At 34.9% G+C, this 17979-nt stretch carries 10 protein-coding genes; 9 read left to right on the top strand and 1 reads right to left on the bottom strand.

The genetic code is table 11. The annotated features are described in order from the left end of the window. The first annotated feature begins 39 nt into the window (after positions 1 to 39). Positions 40 to 1251, top strand: coding sequence for a cardiolipin synthase (cls, locus tag EUC40_RS17290; protein WP_156576124.1), 1212 nt, complete (start codon positions 40 to 42; stop codon positions 1249 to 1251). A 109-nt stretch (positions 1252 to 1360) separates the two neighbouring features. Then, entirely contained in the window at positions 1361 to 1930 is a 570-nt protein-coding gene (locus EUC40_RS17285; protein WP_156576123.1) for an imm11 family protein, read from the top strand. Between the two features lie 220 nt (positions 1931 to 2150). Here EUC40_RS17285 and pyrH read toward each other — a convergent pair whose 3' ends face one another. Then, positions 2151 to 2894, bottom strand: coding sequence for a UMP kinase (pyrH, locus tag EUC40_RS17280; RefSeq protein ID WP_156576122.1), 744 nt, complete (start codon positions 2892 to 2894; stop codon positions 2151 to 2153). A 377-nt stretch (positions 2895 to 3271) separates the two neighbouring features. Between pyrH and EUC40_RS17275 the strand changes: the two genes are divergently transcribed. The 7 genes from EUC40_RS17275 to EUC40_RS17245 all read left to right on the top strand — a co-directional run bounded on the left by EUC40_RS17275 (position 3272) and on the right by EUC40_RS17245 (position 17904). Further along, the gene (locus EUC40_RS17275; RefSeq protein ID WP_000713280.1) at positions 3272 to 4543 is read left to right on the top strand and encodes a cation:dicarboxylate symporter family transporter; all 1272 of its coding nucleotides are present in this window, start codon (positions 3272 to 3274) and stop codon (positions 4541 to 4543) included. Positions 4544 to 4567: 24 nt separating this feature from the next. After that, positions 4568 to 6007, top strand: coding sequence for an aspartate ammonia-lyase (aspA, locus tag EUC40_RS17270; RefSeq protein ID WP_000224176.1), 1440 nt, complete (start codon positions 4568 to 4570; stop codon positions 6005 to 6007). 75 nt (positions 6008 to 6082) lie between these two features. Further along, positions 6083 to 7795, top strand: coding sequence for an oxaloacetate-decarboxylating malate dehydrogenase (gene malS / locus EUC40_RS17265; RefSeq protein ID WP_156576121.1), 1713 nt, complete (start codon positions 6083 to 6085; stop codon positions 7793 to 7795). A gap of 63 nt (positions 7796 to 7858) precedes the next feature. Then, positions 7859 to 9157, top strand: coding sequence for a sensor histidine kinase (locus EUC40_RS17260; RefSeq protein WP_208814612.1), 1299 nt, complete (start codon positions 7859 to 7861; stop codon positions 9155 to 9157). Positions 9158 to 9159: 2 nt separating this feature from the next. Beyond that, positions 9160 to 10092, top strand: a complete 933-nt coding sequence (locus tag EUC40_RS17255; RefSeq protein WP_156576119.1) for a response regulator — start codon at positions 9160 to 9162, stop codon at positions 10090 to 10092. Positions 10093 to 10315: 223 nt separating this feature from the next. After that, entirely contained in the window at positions 10316 to 14227 is a 3912-nt protein-coding gene (locus tag EUC40_RS17250; protein ID WP_156576118.1) for a choice-of-anchor L domain-containing protein, read from the top strand. A gap of 50 nt (positions 14228 to 14277) precedes the next feature. Further along, positions 14278 to 17904, top strand: coding sequence for an S-layer homology domain-containing protein (locus tag EUC40_RS17245; protein ID WP_156576117.1), 3627 nt, complete (start codon positions 14278 to 14280; stop codon positions 17902 to 17904). The last annotated feature ends 75 nt before the right edge of the window (positions 17905 to 17979 follow it).

Here is a 17979-nt window from a genome sequence, read left to right as displayed (position 1 = left end):
ATAGAAAGGTGGAAAGAAAACGAGCGGAAGGAAATTAAAATGATTAAAAAAATATTGCGAGTTACTTCTATTATTATTGCTATGTTTATTTTTATATTAATTTGGATGCAAATTGACGTTACACTCGGAAGGAAAATGGAAGCTGGAAAAAATATGCCGACAGAGTACGCTCCTCATTATAGTGACTTTCAATTATATGTAGAAGGGAAGTCATTTTATAAACAGTTGTTTACTGACATAAGAGAAGCAAAGCAATCTATTTACACGTATTTTTTTATTTTGTCGGATGATAAAAGTAGCCATACTTTTTTAAACTTATTAAAAGAGAAGGCAAAAGAAGGAGTAAACGTCTATTTGTCAGTTGATCGCATTAATGATTTATCATTTGAAAGAAAGATGATAAATGAATTGCAGAAAAGTGGTGTTCATTTTACATATAGTAGAAAACCGGAATTGCCATTTGGATTTTATTCACTACATCACCGTAATCATCGCCGTATTACGACGATTGATGGGGAGATTGGATATACAGGTGGTTTTAATATAGGAGATGAGTACTTAGGGAAAGATAAGCGATTTGGATATTGGCGTGATTATCATGTGCGGCTTAAAGGAGAAGGAGCGAAAGATTTAGAAGAACAGTTTGCTCTAGACTGGAAACGAGATACGAAAGAACATATAAAGAGAAGTACGAATAAAGCTAGTAAAGGGAACACGTTACATACGATGGCTAGTTACAATGGGCATCACGTCGCTGAAAAATATGTTGAGTTAATAAACCAAGCGAAGCATTCGGTTGTTGTTACGACGCCGTATTTTATAGCGAAAAATAAAGAGTTAATGAACGCTTTAATCGCCGCACAAAAACGTGGCGTTACAGTAAAAATACTTTGGTCATATAAACCAGATATTCCTCTCATTAAAGAGGCGGCATATCCTTATATACGTCAAGCTGTTAATAACGGGATTACGGTATATGGTTATAAAAAAGGGATGTTTCATGGAAAGTTAATGTTGATTGATAATGAATTAACTGTTATCGGTACAACAAATATAACTGCACGTAGCTTTTATATTAATGATGAGATGAATTTATATATTCATGGTGGAACTATCGTATCAGAAGTGAACGAGGCATTAGCTCAAGATATTCATGATTCGAAAGAAATGACGAAAGAATTTTTTGAGAAGTTATCTTTTTGGGAGCGTTGTAAGGAGAAGTTGGCAGGGTTGGTGGATTTTTATTTGTGAAAATTTAATGGGAATAAAGTGAGTGCAAAGAAGAAGTAAGAAAGAACCTTCAAAAATAGAAGGTTCTTTCTTGTTTTATACTTTATTATGGTAATAAAGGAGAATATATATGAAAATTTGGCAATTAAAAAGCTCGACTGATGATTATGAAACCTTTCAATTATTGAACTATGAAGAGGATAAAAAATATTTTAAAATTAGTTTTAATTCTATGGTGAGTTTGTTAGATTCATGGACGCCTAAGTTTATTGAGGTAGCAGATGAAGGGAAGTTAAGCGATTCTCCTATTTTTTGGGGAAAGTCTGGTGTACAAATAATTAGTGAAAAAGCCAAGAATGTTTTAGAACCTATAGTAGGAGATACTATTGAATTTTTACCATTAATTCATAAACAAACAAACAAAAAATACTATGCTATGCATGTTTTAAGAGTGTTGGAAGCACTTGATACTAATAAAACAATCTTTGATAAGTTAAGTTCAGGTTTAATAATAGGGTGTAAAAAAATTGTATTTATTCCTTATGTTGTCCAGGATGAACCAATTTTTAAATTGAATATAAATGGTAAGGTGCATCCTAACTATCTTTTAGTATCAGATCAATTCAAAAATGCAATTTTAGAGAGTGAATTAAAAGGTTTTGAATTTATTGAAGTGTGGGATTCAGAAGAGCTCTCATAAATAAATTCTAAAATTATAAATGGTCCTGAAAAAATTTAAGATAAAAACTTAAGTCCCCTTGTTATACAAAGTAGGGTACTATTTATTCTGGATTAACGAGCAGTAAGATTCCCACCTCGAAATTCGGCTGAAGCAAAGAGGCAAATTTTGAGGTGGGAGATCAGCTGCTTGTAAAAGGCTAATAATTCGTGGAGATGAACAAAACTTCCGATGAAAAATATTATTTTTCATGCACCAACATCGAAGCATCATCATTAATCAATGTCCCCACATGTTCACCTAAACAAATTCTTTTCATCACGCCAGGCTCATCAAAGTTAAAGACGTGTGCTGGTAAATTGTAGTCCCGAGCAAGCAGTAAAGCAGCTTGGTCCATGACTTGTATATTTTGCCTAACAATATCGTTATAGTTTAGTTTTTTATACATTTTCGCTGATTTGTTATGTTTTGGATCACTTGTAAAGACACCATCTACTCCTTGTTTTGCGACTAATATGGCGTCACTATTCATTTCAATGGCTCTTTGTACACTTGGATAATCTGTCGTAACGAACGGTTGCCCGTTACCGCCTCCAAAAATGATGATATAACCGTTATCTAAATGGTGGACTGCACGTAAGCGAATATATGGCTCAGCTACCGCATTAAAAGGGATGGAAGTCATAACGCGTACTTCTTTATCAGTTTTGCTAGTTAGAACGCCGCGAAGCATTAAGCTGTTAATTATCGTTCCTAACGTGCCTATATTATCAGCTTCTACGCGATCAATTCCCCATTCTTCAGCTAAATGACCTCTGAATATGTTACCACCACCAATTACGATGGAGACTTCGATGCCTAAATCAACGATGGATAAAATTTCGTTTGCGATATGTTCTAATCGTTTCGAGTTAAAGCTATTTCCAGATTGATCAGCAAGTGCGCCGCCGCTTAATTTAATTAAGACTCGTTTATATGGCTTCATAACAATTCCCCCTATATAGATCGCAATAAAAAAGGAACAAAGGCGAATGCCCTTGTTCCTTTTTATGAAAATGAAATAGAAAAGAAATAGATATAATGAACTTCTTCGCATGATTTTTCATAATATCCACTCCTTTTCATCCTTGTTAGTTTGAATACGTATATCTTTTAGATTATACGAAATAATCTGATGTTTTATCAAGTATATTTTATTTCTTTTTACGGAATATGTGTCAATGAATATTATAAGAAAAAAATTCGAATTTTTTGTGACGAACTTGTAGGTTTTTGTATGATTTTGTAGGTTCGCTTATATGATGTGTGAGTAGCTTTTATAAATACGAAATGAAAGCGTTCGCATAAAGGGGATGAACATAAATGAAAAAATTCGGATTGGCAACACAAATTTTTGTCGCGCTTGTTTTAGGGATTGTGGTAGGGGCAATCTTTTATGGAAATAAAACGGCGATTTCTTATATCACACCAGTTGGGGATATATTTATTCACTTAATTAAAATGATTGTAGTACCGATTGTTATTTCAGCATTAATTGTTGCGGTAGCTGGTGTAGGTGATATGAAGAAGCTTGGGAAACTAGGCGGAAAAACAATTCTTTATTTCGAAATTATTACGACGATTGCTATTTTAATGGGATTACTTGCAGCGAATATATTCCAACCAGGTACTGGTGTGGATATGAATAATTTACAGCAAAGTGATATTTCTTCTTATAAACAAACAGCAGATGCAACAGAGAAGAAAGGTTTTGCTGACACAATTGTTCATATTGTACCAAAAAACGTATTTGAATCTATTGCACAAGGTGACTTATTACCGATTATATTCTTCTCAGTTTTATTCGGTTTAGGTGTTGCGGCAATTGGAGACAAAGGAAAGCCTGTCTTTAACTTCTTTGAAGGTGTGCTCGAAGCAATGTTTTGGGTTACAAATCAAGTTATGAAATTCGCACCATTTGGTGTATTCGCATTAATTGCCGTTACAGTTGCAAAATTTGGTGTAGCAACACTACTTCCGTTAGGAAAACTAGTGCTAGCTGTATACGTAACTGTTATACTATTCGTTGTGATTGTATTAGGTATTAATGCACGAATGGTTGGAGTAAACATTTTTACATTAATGAAAATTTTAAAAGAAGAACTTATTCTTTCATTTACGACAGCAAGTTCAGAAGCTGTTTTACCTAATATAATGAGAAAAATGGAAGAGTTCGGTTGTCCAAAGGCAGTTGCCTCTTTCGTAATTCCGACAGGTTATACATTTAACTTGACTGGATCGGCTATTTATCAAGCGTTAGCGGCATTGTTTGTTGCGCAAATGTACGGTATACACATGTCACTGACGGAGCAAATAACGTTATTATTCGTTCTCATGTTAACATCCAAAGGTATGGCGGGAGTTCCAGGTGCATCATTCGTTGTTGTATTAGCAACGTTAGGCTCAATGGGCTTACCGTTAGAAGGTATCGCGTTAATTGCGGGAATTGACCGTATTTTAGATATGATTCGCTCATCTGTCAATGTATTAGGAAATGCATTAGCTGCCATTGTTATGTCGAAGTGGGAAGGCGAATTCGATAATGAGAAAGCAAAACAATATGTAGAAACAGTCAAAGAAACAAAAGCAGCATAAGAAATCGTTAAGGAGTGAAAAATTATGGCAACATTAACTGAAGTGAAAAATGGAGTACGTATTGAAAAAGATTTTTTAGGTGAAAAAGAAGTGCCTAATTATGCATACTACGGTGTACAAACAATGCGTGCAGTGGAGAATTTCCCAATTACAGGGTACAAAATTCATGAAGGCTTAATTAAAGCGTTCGCAATTGTAAAAAAAGCTGCAGCACTTGCTAATACAGATGTAGGAAGATTGGAACTAAATAAGGGCGGCGCGATCGCAGAAGCTGCTCAAGAAATTCTTGATGGAAAATGGCATGATCATTTCATCGTCGATCCAATTCAAGGCGGTGCAGGTACTTCAATGAACATGAACGCAAATGAAGTCATTGCCAATCGTGCTCTTGAATTATTAGGAATGGAAAAGGGAGACTATCATTATATTAGTCCAAATAGCCATGTGAATATGGCGCAATCAACAAACGATGCATTCCCAACAGCGATTCATATCGCAACATTAAATGCATTAGAAGGCTTATTACAAACGATGGGCTATATGCATGATGTATTTGAATTAAAAGCAGAGCAGTTCGACCATGTTATTAAAATGGGTCGTACACATTTACAAGACGCTGTGCCAATTCGTCTTGGACAAGAATTTAAAGCGTACTCTCGCGTGCTTGAACGTGATATGAAACGTATTAAGCAATCACGTCAACATTTATATGAAGTAAATATGGGAGCGACTGCAGTTGGTACAGGATTAAATGCAGATCCAGAATATATTGAAGCAGTTGTAAAACATTTAGCTACAATCAGTGAATTACCACTTGTTGGTGCAGAAGATTTAGTAGATGCGACGCAAAATACGGATGCTTATACTGAAGTATCTGCAGCACTTAAAGTATGTATGATGAACATGTCTAAAATTGCGAATGACCTTCGTCTAATGGCATCAGGTCCACGTGTTGGTTTAGCGGAAATTATGTTACCAGCTCGTCAACCAGGTTCATCTATTATGCCAGGGAAAGTAAACCCTGTTATGCCGGAAGTGATTAACCAAATCGCGTTCCAAGTAATCGGTAACGACCATACGATTTGTCTTGCTTCAGAAGCAGGCCAATTAGAATTAAACGTTATGGAACCAGTACTTGTTTTCAACTTACTGCAATCGATTAGCATTATGAATAACGGTTTCCGTGCCTTTACAGATAATTGCTTAAAAGGCATTGAAGCGAATGAAGATCGCTTAAAAGAGTATGTTGAGAAGAGTGTAGGAATTATCACAGCCGTGAACCCTCATATCGGTTATGAAGCAGCAGCTCGTGTTGCGAAAGAAGCAATTGCAACAGGCCAATCCGTTCGAGAACTTTGTGTGAAAAATGGTGTGTTATCACAAGAAGACTTAGAGTTAATTCTAGATCCATTCGAAATGACACATCCAGGGATTGCTGGAGCAACTCTTTTAAAGAAAAATTAAAAGAAGAGGGGGGACAAGCCCCTCTTTTTTGTTTACAATATAGAAATGCTATATATGAATAGAGGTAGGGATGTTATGAGCAAGTTTACAGTAGCTTCTAATGGTTCATTAGAAACGACATTAAGAGGAGTAGAAGTATTATCAACACCACTTTTAAATAAAGGGGTAGCTTTCACGCAAGAAGAGAGAGAAGGATTAGGTTTAAAAGGGTTATTACCGCCAGCGGTTTTAACGTTAGAAGAACAAGCGCGCCGAGCATACGAACAATTTTGTTCCCAGCCGGATGATTTATTAAAGAATGTATACTTAACGGCGTTACATGATCGAAATGAAGTATTATTTTATCGTATATTAACAGATCATTTACGTGAAATGTTACCGATCGTATATACACCTACTGTTGGTGTAGCAATTCAAAGGTACAGTCATGAATACCGTAAACCACGCGGCGTTTATTTATCAGTTAACGACCCTTCAGGTATTGAAGAAGCATTCAATAATATCGGTGCAACAGCTGAAAACATTGATTTAGTCGTTGTAACTGATGGAGAAGGCATATTAGGAATTGGTGACTGGGGTGTTGGTGGGATTAACATCGCAATCGGAAAATTAGCTGTTTATACGGCGGCAGTTGGAATCGATCCTAGCCGTGTATTACCAGTAATTTTAGATGTAGGTACAAACCGTGAGGAACTATTAAACAATCCATTTTATATTGGAAATCGTCATCCACGTATAACGGGTGAAGCTTACGATGAATTTATTGATACGTTTGTACAAGCGGTAAATAAACAATTCCCGAAAGCACTTTTACATTGGGAAGATTTCAGTTCTCGCAATGCACGAAAAATTTTAGATAAATACCGTCATGACGTATGTACGTTTAATGATGATATTCAAGGTACAGGTGCAGTTTCACTTGCTGCTGTATTATCAGCGGTGAAAGCTTCTGGTGTACCACTGAGTGAACACCGCGTTGTTGTGTTTGGCGCTGGTACAGCTGGAATCGGTATCGCAGATCAAGTAAGAGATGCAATGGTCCGTGCTGGCTTATCAGAAGAAGAGTCACATAATCGTTTCTGGTGTATTGACCGAAACGGATTAGTTACAGATAACATGGAAGATCTTCTTGATTTCCAAATTCCATATGCAAGAAAAGAAGCAGAAGTAAGTGAGTGGAAAGAAAATGATGTAATCGGACTTGCTGAAGTTGTAAAACATGTACAACCGACAATTTTAATTGGTACATCTACTGTGGCGGGCGCATTTAAAGAAGAGATTATTAAAGAAATGGCTTCTCACGTAGAAAGACCAATCATTTTACCAATGTCGAATCCGACGCCACTTGCTGAAGCAAAACCAGTAGATTTAATTGAATGGACAGAAGGAAGAGCATTAGTTGCAACAGGAAGTCCATTTGAACCAGTTACGTATAACGGTGTAACGTACGTTATCGGGCAATCAAATAACGCACTTATTTTCCCAGGACTTGGTCTTGGAACAATTGTTGTGCGTGCAAGCGTCATGACGGATGGAATGTTCGCAGCAGCAGCTGAAGCAGTTGCAAGCATGGTAGATACAAGTCAGCCAGGAGCACCTATCTTGCCAGAAGTTGAAGAGTTACGTAATATCTCCGAAATGGTTGCAGTTGAAGTAGCGAAAGTTGCAGTTGCAGAAGGTGTTGCTAGAGAGAATTTAAGTGATAATGATATCAAGATTGCAGTGAAAGAAGCAATGTGGATGCCAGAGTATCGCCAAATAAAAGCGGTAGAAAAGGTTAGAATATAGAAATAAAGCCCGTTTATTATTATAAGCGGGCTTTACTTGTACGATTGAAAAAATGCATAGGAAGTGGCACTTTTGAATTGGAATCAATTATGGAAGAATGATATGTCTCTTTTAATTATATTAATGGTCGTAGTTCCGATTGCTGGAGAGCTGAATTTTCATCCTTTTAACGATACGTTTCGTGTTAGCTTTGGGACACCGCTATTCTTCTTTCTATTACTATTTTTAAAAAGAGTGCCAGCTGCTGCTGCAGGTATTCTTGTCGGTATATGTGTAGTCTTTTTCCGTGTATGTCTTGATTGGGTGTTGCAAGGTTCATTTCATATGACAGAATCATTTTATTTGCGCTATCCTGTGTTCTTCTATTATTTTATTTATGGAAGTCTTTTTTCGCTTTGTAGAGTGAATAAGTTTCATCAGAAGCCAATCGTTATTGGGTGCCTTGGAATTACAATTGAAATTATCGCGAGTATGTCAGAACTTGCGATTTATCATATGGTAGTGCTCGGTACAACAATAACGGTTTCTGAAGTAAATAAGTTAATTATTATTGCTATTTTTCGTAGTTTCTTTGCACTCGGTTTTTTAAATATGATGAACTTATATGAAACGAAATTAAAAGAATCACAAGTGCGAAAAGAAAATGAAAATATGCTAATGCACCTTTCTAATTTATATGTAGAATCTGTTCATTTAAAGAAAACGTTACAAAATGCGGAGTTAATTACACAAGAAGCATATCAATTATATCGGAACTTGCAAGTAATTGATGATTCGAATGGTAAAACAGCATTGAAAATAGCGGGAGAAGTACATGAAATAAAAAAAGATAATCAAAGAATCTTTGCAGGATTGTCTAAACTATTATTAGATAAAAATGTAGCAGAGTATGTAGAAGGACATGAACTTGCAGAAATGATTGTGAGAATAAATGAGAAGTATGCTGAAATGTTAGAAAAAGATATACATTTTTCTAAACATATAGAAGGTGAGCACGCTGCATATCACGTGTATACAGTGTTATCAATTTTCAATAATTTAGTTGCCAATGCAGTTGAAGCAATTGAAGATAGAGGTCTCATTAGTATTAATTTATATAAACGAGATCAACATGTAATCTTTGAGGTAATTGACGATGGGCCTGGTATTGCACAAAAGTATAAAAAATTAGTGTTTAAGCCTGGGTTTACTTCAAAGTATGATCAAACGGGAACACCATCCACAGGAATTGGACTTTCTTACATACACGAAATGGTAACAGAGCTTGGTGGAGAAGTAAGATTAGAAGACAATGAAACTGGAAGAGGCTGCAAGTTCATCGTTTGTGTACCAGAGGATAGTTTAAAGCGGGAAGGAGAATAGGGTTGTTTTATTATATTGTAGATGATGATGAAGTTTTCCGTTCGATGCTTTCGCAAATTATTGAGGATGGCGATCTTGGGGAAGTAATTGGAGAATCGGAAGATGGAGCGTTTATTGAAGCGGAACAGTTAAATTATAAAAAAGTGGATATTTTATTTATTGATTTACTCATGCCGATGAGAGACGGCATTGAAACGGTTCGCCATATAGCATCTTCATTCAATGGGAAAATTATTATGATTTCCCAAGTTGAATCGAAACAGCTCATTGGTGAGGCGTATACACTTGGTGTGGAGTATTATATTACGAAACCACTAAACAAAATTGAAGTTGAATCTGTCGTACGAAAAGTAATGGAACGGATTCGCTTAGAGCGTTCCATACATGATATTCAAAAATCATTGAATAACGTGTTCCAGTGGGAGCAGCCGCAAATGCGCAATGAACCGGTGCAAGAAGCAAAAAAGATAGCAGATTCAGGACGTTTCTTACTATCAGAACTCGGTATCGCAGGAGAAAATGGAAGTAAGGATTTACTTAGTATGCTGGAATATTTATATGGGCAAGAAAAGGCGCAAACATTTGAATTTGGATTTCCTGCGTTAAAAGATATTTTCCACTATATTACGATAAAGAAATTAGGAGACGGAGCTTTACATACGGATATCGATAAAGAGAAAAAAGCATCTGAACAAAGAGTGCGCAGAGCGATTTATCAGTCGTTAAATCATTTGGCTTCTTTAGGATTAACAGATTTTTCAAATCCGAAATTTGAAAGCTATGCTCCGAAATTTTTTGATTTTACGATAGTTAGAAAACGGATGACAGAAATGACAAAGGAAGAATTTGCAGTTTCGGGTCATACGCGGATAAACACGAAAAAGTTTATTCAAGTGTTGTATTTTGAGGCAAAACGGTTGATGGAGATAGATTGAAAAAATACGATATAGGGTATAAACATTGATAAACCAAATCTTACATTGATTTGGTTTATTTTGTGTCGAAAAGTATTTTCTGAATAAATGAACAAATGGTGTTGAACGCTATTGAATTTGATAATAGGAATAGATTAATATAGTTATGAGTTTCCAAAAAAATGAAAAGAAAGGAGTTACTAGCGGAAACGGATGTATTTGAAAAAAGAAAGGGGATAAGTAGTTGGGAGGAAAATATAAGCATTTTAAAAACGTATTAACAATTTGTATAATTGCTATTTTATGTTTACAGTTACCAGGATTTTATGTAAAAGCAAATGGGGAAGAAACCATTAAGGAAGACAGAAAATTCGAAATCAAGAGTATACAAGAGGCTGGTAAGAGTAATAATCCAGACATATCAGTATCCACATTAGATGATAATGTGAAAGCGGAACAGCTAGCGAAAAAACTCGTTGGTGATGGAGTGGAAATTCGAAATGTGAAATATAAAGGTGCAAATCAAGCAGCCGGCACATTTCAAGCGAAGCAAAATATTTTTGGAATTGAAGATGGAGTCATATTAAGTACAGGTAATGCGAAAGGTATTATAGGACCTAATAAATATAGAAGTTATACACAGATTAATAATCAACCGGGTGATAGTGATTTAGAACGATTACTATGGAATGAGACAAAAACAATTGATGCGAGTGTTTTAGAATTTGAAGTTAAGCCATCGAAAGAAAGAATGAATATGAAGTACGTACTTGCCTCAGATGAGTATGAAGAGTTTTCTTGGTATAGGGATGCTATAGGAGTGTTTGTTAATGATAAAAATATTGCATTTGTACCAAATAATTATGATGAACCTGTAACAACTGCGTCTATAAATCAGTGGAAGCGAAGTTATTATATCTCAAATACAAAGGGTACTAAAAATACAGAAATGGATGGAATGAGTACAGTACTTGAAGCTAAATCTGATTTGAAAGTGAACGAATGGAATAAAGTGAAGTTAATAATTGCTGATGGACGGGATAGTGGTGTGGATTCAAATTTACTTATTCAATCCATTAAATTTGAAGATGCTGTGGAAAAAGAAAGTGAAATCGGAATTAAAAGTCTTTCGTCAATAGATATAAATGCAGAGAAAGTAAAAATAGTAGCGACTTTTCATAGAACAAATAATTTAGCAAAACAAGATAGTGTAGATTGGAAATTAGCTATACCTAAAATTAAGAATAGTACAGAACAAATAAAGCAGCAAGGGAAGTTAATATTTGAGGAAGGCGAATCAGAAAAGAGTATTGAAGTTGAAGTGAATAAAGCAGAGAGAGATTTACAGGTTTCGTTATATTCATCATCTGAAAAAATAAGAATTTTGGGATCTGGTAATTATAATTTGTTTTTAAGGGGTCTATCAATTCAGCCTACACCTATAAAATTAGCAATAGGAGAAGAACAACAATTTAAAGTAATGGCACAATATAGGGATGGTAAGGAAATCGATGTTACTGGGAAGGTAGAGTTAGAATTAAATAAATCCGATATTGTACAGTTGAATGCGAACGATAAAATAATTGGAAAACAATATGGGGCACTGGACATGAAAGTTACTTACGGTAATACACTTGGGTGGGGGTATATTTCAGTTGAGAAGACTCTAAAGGATATTGAAGTAATAGCTGATAGTACTTCTATGACTGAAGGTGAGTTTACTAAGATCAAAGTTAAAGGTGTTTATGAAGGAAATGAAAAAGAGGAAGTTTATAATGGGGTAAAAATCATCAGTTCTGATGAAAATATAATTCAAGTAAAAGAGGGTAGAATATTAGAGGCGACAGGTACTGGAGTAGCAACGATTACTATTGAGTATGCAGGGATTAAGAAGACTATAGAGATTAATGTTAAAGAATCGAACAGTAAAATTGTAGGGCTAAATTTCTATTACTATAATGAGTTGTTTGTAGGCGACGTAACTAGTTACTCAGTTCAAGCACAGTATGATGATGGACTTTGGAGAACATTGAATCTGAAGAATATACAGATAACTTCGAGTAATCAAGAAGTTTTAGAGATTGATAAAAATAATTTATACCTTAAAGCAAAAAAAGAAGGTCAATCAACTTTAAGAATTACCTATAAAGACTATACTACTGAAGTGTTGGTTAAGGTAAAAGAAAAAGAAAAAGAGATTCTACTAAATAAGGATAAATTTATAATAAAAGAAGGTGCGAAAGAAGAACTGGTTGTAAAAGCCAAATATGAAAATAGAGAAGAAGATATTACAAACCAAGTGAGTTTTTGGATAAATGATGGGCATCTTGCTGAATTAAAAGGGAATAGAGAAATTAAAGGACTTAGACAAGGACAGACTACACTTGTAGCTTTTTATAAGAACCATGAGATACGTGTTCCAGTATATATTGAAAACGGCCTGAAAGATATTGAATTTGAAACATCAAATATAACACTACCTATTAAAGGTACGAAAAAGTTACAAGTAACAGGAGTTTATGAAGAGGATTACCGTTCATCAATTAATAATGAAGCAACATTTTCTAGTAATAACGATAACGTGAAAGTTGATAAGCTCGGAAATATTGTAGCGCAAAAAGAAGGAGAATCTATTATTACAGTATCTGTAAGAGATATAAAAAAGGAAGTGAAAGTAAAAGTAGAGAATCCTCTTGTGGCACTACAAGTTGGTACGGAGAAAATTGCATTAAAAACGAAAGAGGCATACGAATTAAAAGTTACAGGAGTATATGAAGATGGTTCGCTGAAAGACGTTACGAAAAGTGCGAATTTTAAATCTTCTAATCCGTCTGTAGTAGCAGTAGATGCTTCTGGGAAGCTGGTAGCTCAAGATAAAAAAGGAAATGCAACTGTTACGATAACGAAAGATAAACAGAGTTTGAATATTCCTGTTGAAGTAACAGAGAAAGAGACTGGCTTATTACTAGAAGTACAAGATGGAAGTGGACGCGGAATAGATAATGTTAGCGTCGTTTTAGAAGATTCAAAAAAGAAAACACAAAAGTTAATAACAGGTAGCAATGGTACTTTGTCGTTAAAACCACAAGACGGTGCTTATAAAGTATACGTTTATAAGAAAGGCTATAAACCAGTTGCTGTAGACGTAGTTGTAAAGAATGATGAGCGGACGAAGCAAAAAGTCACATTAGAACCTTCGCAGTTATTTGATGGAAAAATGAACGTAACTCAAATGTCGAAAGAAGAAATAGAGAAGGCTGGTATTGATGTCAATCATCCAGATAATCGCCACGTGTATAAGTTTGAACTGCATTTGAAAATAGATAATGAGGATAAAAAAGTTGATTACATTATTAATAATGTAGGTAAAGTTATACAAGGTGATTTAAACGTGTCGATTGGTAGTGGTGCAAGTGAGGTTAATGTGTACCCAGTTGTTATTCAAAATGAACGTTTCCAAGAAAAAGAAGCGCCTCCTGCAGTTGGATATATGGTAGTCCCAGGGAAAGTAAGTTGGCTGAAAGAGTTCTTTAAAGTGGAAGTGATGATTCAAAGTTTCGCAGACGAACCATTTGAATTAACGAATACAAATGTATCACTAAATTTACCAGAAGGATTAAGCTTAGCTCCAATTTCCGAAAAACAAAATGAAATAATCCATTTAGGAACGATAGGTGGAAATGAAGTTAAGAAAGCTGAGTGGTATATTCGTGGAGATAAAAAAGGTGAATATCATTTGAATGCTAATTTCTCATCTACACTATATCCGTTTGATGAGCCACTTTCTGCCGGGTTTAAAACAGCTAAGCCAATTGAAGTGTACGGGGAAGACGGAGTGAAGATGCATATTAAAGTAGATAAAAAAGCATATAGAGGTCTTCCGTATGTAGTTAGGGTAGGGATTGAAAATAAATCGCCAAACGTTATTTATGATTTACAAGTAGAGTTAAATGAAGCAGAAAAGAAAAACTTTGTTTATACACCAGGAACAGAGTTGAAGCGAGTTGTTAATTCTATTCCAGCAGGGGAAACGGTATGGCTTGATTATTTATTGCTACCTAAAATTTCAGGAGATTTAAATATTGGAAAATCATTCATTAAAAAGGTTGGAGACGGTATAAACATAGAGACTGTTCTTTCTACAATTGATGAATAATTCGATGAGGTTATCTTTATTTCATTTTGAATGCAAAAGGGGAATACGGGATGAAAAATTGGCTTAAAAAAGTAGCTCAATTGAGTATACTGTTTGTACTATTTATAACATTGATATTTGATGGTGCAATAGCGTACGCTGCTAACGAGGTAAATAAAAAAACAAATCAGTTTCATAGTGCAGTTGAGAATAAAAACGAGCTTGTATTCAAAGATGTACCACCTTCTTACTGGGGGTATAAAGATATAAAGAGATTAAAAGAGATGAAGATTGTATCTGGTAAGGGAGATGGGTTATTTGGTCCAGAAGATCGCTTAACGCGAGAACAATTTTTGTCGATGGTCGTGTTACAGCAAGGATATAAAATTGTAACAGATCAAGAGACATTTAAAGATGTGCCGAAAAGTAAGTGGTCAAACCAATACATTGAAACTGCAATGAAAGAAAAGATTATTGAGAAGGAAGAATACGGAGATAACTTTAAGCCAGAACAGGAAATTTCAAGGGAAGAAATGGCGATTGTGATCGCAAAGGTTTTAAAGTTAAAAGAAGTGGATGAAGAAATAAAATTTGGAGATAAAAGTGAATTTACGAAAAATCCTAAATTGATAGCTGCATTAGTAAATGCAAAAATCATTTCAGGATATCCGGACGGAACGTTCAAACCGAAACAAACATTAACGAGAGCCGAGTCGGCAGCAGTCATCGTTAAATTACTCGATTATGGATACGTATTTGATGATGTACCACCTTCCTACTGGGCGTATAAAGATATAAAGAGATTAAAAGAGATGAAGATTGTATCTGGTAAAGGAAACGGAATTTTTGGTCCAGAAGATCGCCTAACGCGAGAACAGTTTTTGTCGATGATTGTGCTACAACAAGGATATAAGGTTGTAAAAGACCAAGAGACGTTTAAAGATGTACCGAAAAGTAAGTGGTCAAATCAGTACGTCGAAACAGCGATAAAAGAAGGAATTATTGAAAAGAAAGAATATGGGGATAGCTTCAAACCAGAGCAAGAAATCCCGAGGGAAGAAATGGCGATCATTATTACGAAAGTGTTGAAGTTAAAAGAAGTAGATGAGGAAATAAAATTTGAAGATAAAAGTGAATTTACGAAAAATCCTAAATTAATAGCTGCATTAATTCATGCAAAAATTATTTCAGGGTATCCAGATGGGACGTTTAAACCGAAACAAACGTTAACGAGAGCCGAATCGACAGCAGTCGTTAGTAAAGTGATTGATTACAAGAAAGATGAGCCAACTACTGGGGATGGTGATACCGGTGGTGGTACGGGTAATGGAGGAGACGGTGAAAAAGAAAGTATCGTATACAAAAAGAACGTATATGAAGTGAAAGAGCAATATAAAAACGACATAGAACAAACGCAAACAGATACTTTTACATTCAAAAAAGAAGCAGCAAAATTAAAAGAGTTGAAAAATGATAACATTTTAATTTTGCCCCCAATCCCAAATAATCCGCTTGGGGTTGTTATTAAAATTATCTCTATAACTGAAGGAAGTGATGGGGAGAAGGTTGTAAAAGCAGTAAAACCAGAGGCTAAAGAAGTAATTGAAAAAGTAGATATGAAGGGAAAAGTACCGGTTACGAGGGATAATGCGAAGCCTGTTTATTTAGCAGAAGGTGTGACGCTGGAAAATAATCAGCCAGGACTATTGAATTCTTTTCAACAGCAAATTAATGGGGAGAATAAGAATAATCGATATGCTTTAACGGGACCAGAGCAATTATTACAACGTGCGCTTGTTGAATATGACATTGATAAAAATGAATTTAGCATGAACGTCGATGTTAAAGTGAAGGGTAATGAGCTAGAACTCAGTGAGGATGTGGCATTTGCCCTAAAAGGTCAAATGAAAGTTAAAAATATAAATTTTGATGTGGCATATAAAAATGCAACTAATTTAGATGATCTAAAATTTATTATTAAAAGTGATGTTGAAAGAAATTTAAAATTCTCTATTGATTACTCTAAATGTGTTGGAACGAAAGTATCTTGTGATAGAGAAAAGTTAGATGATAAATCATTTGAAGAATGGACAAAAATTATAAATAAAAACGTTGTTTCGCTTAAGAGCTTTAAAAAATCTTTATTCATTTTTCGTGTGCAAAACCCAACTAATCCAGCTCTAGGTTTAATGGTTGAAGGCTCGTTAGTTGCTAAAGCAGATTTATCGTTAGGTGTAGAAGTAGATGTGACCCAAGTAGATTCATATCGATCTGGAATTGAAAACGGTGAGATTATAAGAGAACATACCCAGCGTGGTCCCGACGCTAATTTCACCGGCGAAGCAAAAATTGATGGAAAAGCAGGTGTGGAAGTAAAGGGTGGATTAACACTTGCCAATTTAATTTTAATTGGGGCTAATTTTGAAGCAGGATTCAAATTAGAAGCTATGATGAGAGCGTCGTGGGGAATAAAAGAAGTTGATTCTAATATTTTGAAAGGCTATGAAAATATTTGTGCAAACGGATCATTGGGATATTATGCACAAGCTGGTCTAGAAGCGAGTTTAATTGACGCTGATTTTATTTCTATTAAGAAATCGTTATTAAATATAGACGGTGATTTCGTAAAAATAAGCAATTGTGAGAAAATAGATTTACAATCAGCGCAAGATTATTTATTACTTGAAGAGGGAGAAGACACAAATTTAAAAGTAGTAAAAAGAATCTTTGATGAAGATCAATTAACAATGAAAGTAGATAAGTTATCGAAGGATCAGGAAATACGAGTATCAAGTAAAAATACTGGTATAGTAGAAGCAAAACGAAAAGATGCAGATAATTTTGTAGTTCACGTAAAATCAAATGCAAAAGAGGACCAGAAAGTTAATTTATTATTTGAGTTAGTAGAAGATGGCAAGGTACTATCTGAAATAGAAGTTCCAGTTTATATTGTGAAGCCAACAAAGCTACAAGTAGATCCTGAAAAAACATTTGTAATGAAAAAGCAAAAAGAACAATTGCAAGTACGTTTAGCGATACCTGTGCCGGTAGAAGTAATGAAACAATACGAAACATTAGGATTACCGATTGAACCGTATCGCTATAAAAAAGTAACACAACCGAATCTACTTACTTTCAAAAGTTCAAAAGATTTCGTTATCGTGAATGAACTCGGAGAAGTGACAGTAAAAGACGATGCGAAAATCGGAGATACGACTGAAATTAATGTCGCTTATAAAGGATTGACAGGTAAGGTTAGTGCTCAAGTTTCGGGAAGTGAGGAAGATAAGCGAGCACTATCAGGTTTATCTTTACAAAGTGCTCAGCAATTAATATTAGATGCAGAGCAGCACGCAAATAACATTTTACAAGCGGCAGTAAAATCGCCGGAAGAAGAAAAGTTTGAAGACTTACAAAAACAGATGAAAAAGTTTTATGAGCCAAAATTTACAGGGAAGCAATTTGAAAAAGCTTATAAGTATAATAGACAGTGGATATTAAATCCGTATTATTTATACCCTGTAACGAATGTTTATAATACAGAGGCAATGAAAACATTCACAAGTGTAAGTGAAACACCTTCAACATTAAGTGTGAAAGTAAGTGTACCAGTTCAAGGTGAGCAAGGTGAATCATTTACGTATACGTATGATTTAGTGAAAAAAGATGGATCTTGGTATTTAGATGACATCAATTAATTAAAAGATTAGCGCCTTTCGTTATGTAGCGAAAGGCGCTTGTTTTTGTTTTTCGTATGTACGACTTTACTTAAT

It is taken from the genome of Bacillus luti (assembly GCF_009739945.1).
In the GTDB taxonomy this organism is placed as follows: Bacteria; Bacillota; Bacilli; order Bacillales; family Bacillaceae_G; genus Bacillus_A; species Bacillus_A luti.
This window is presented reverse-complemented; position numbering and strand designations above follow the sequence as displayed.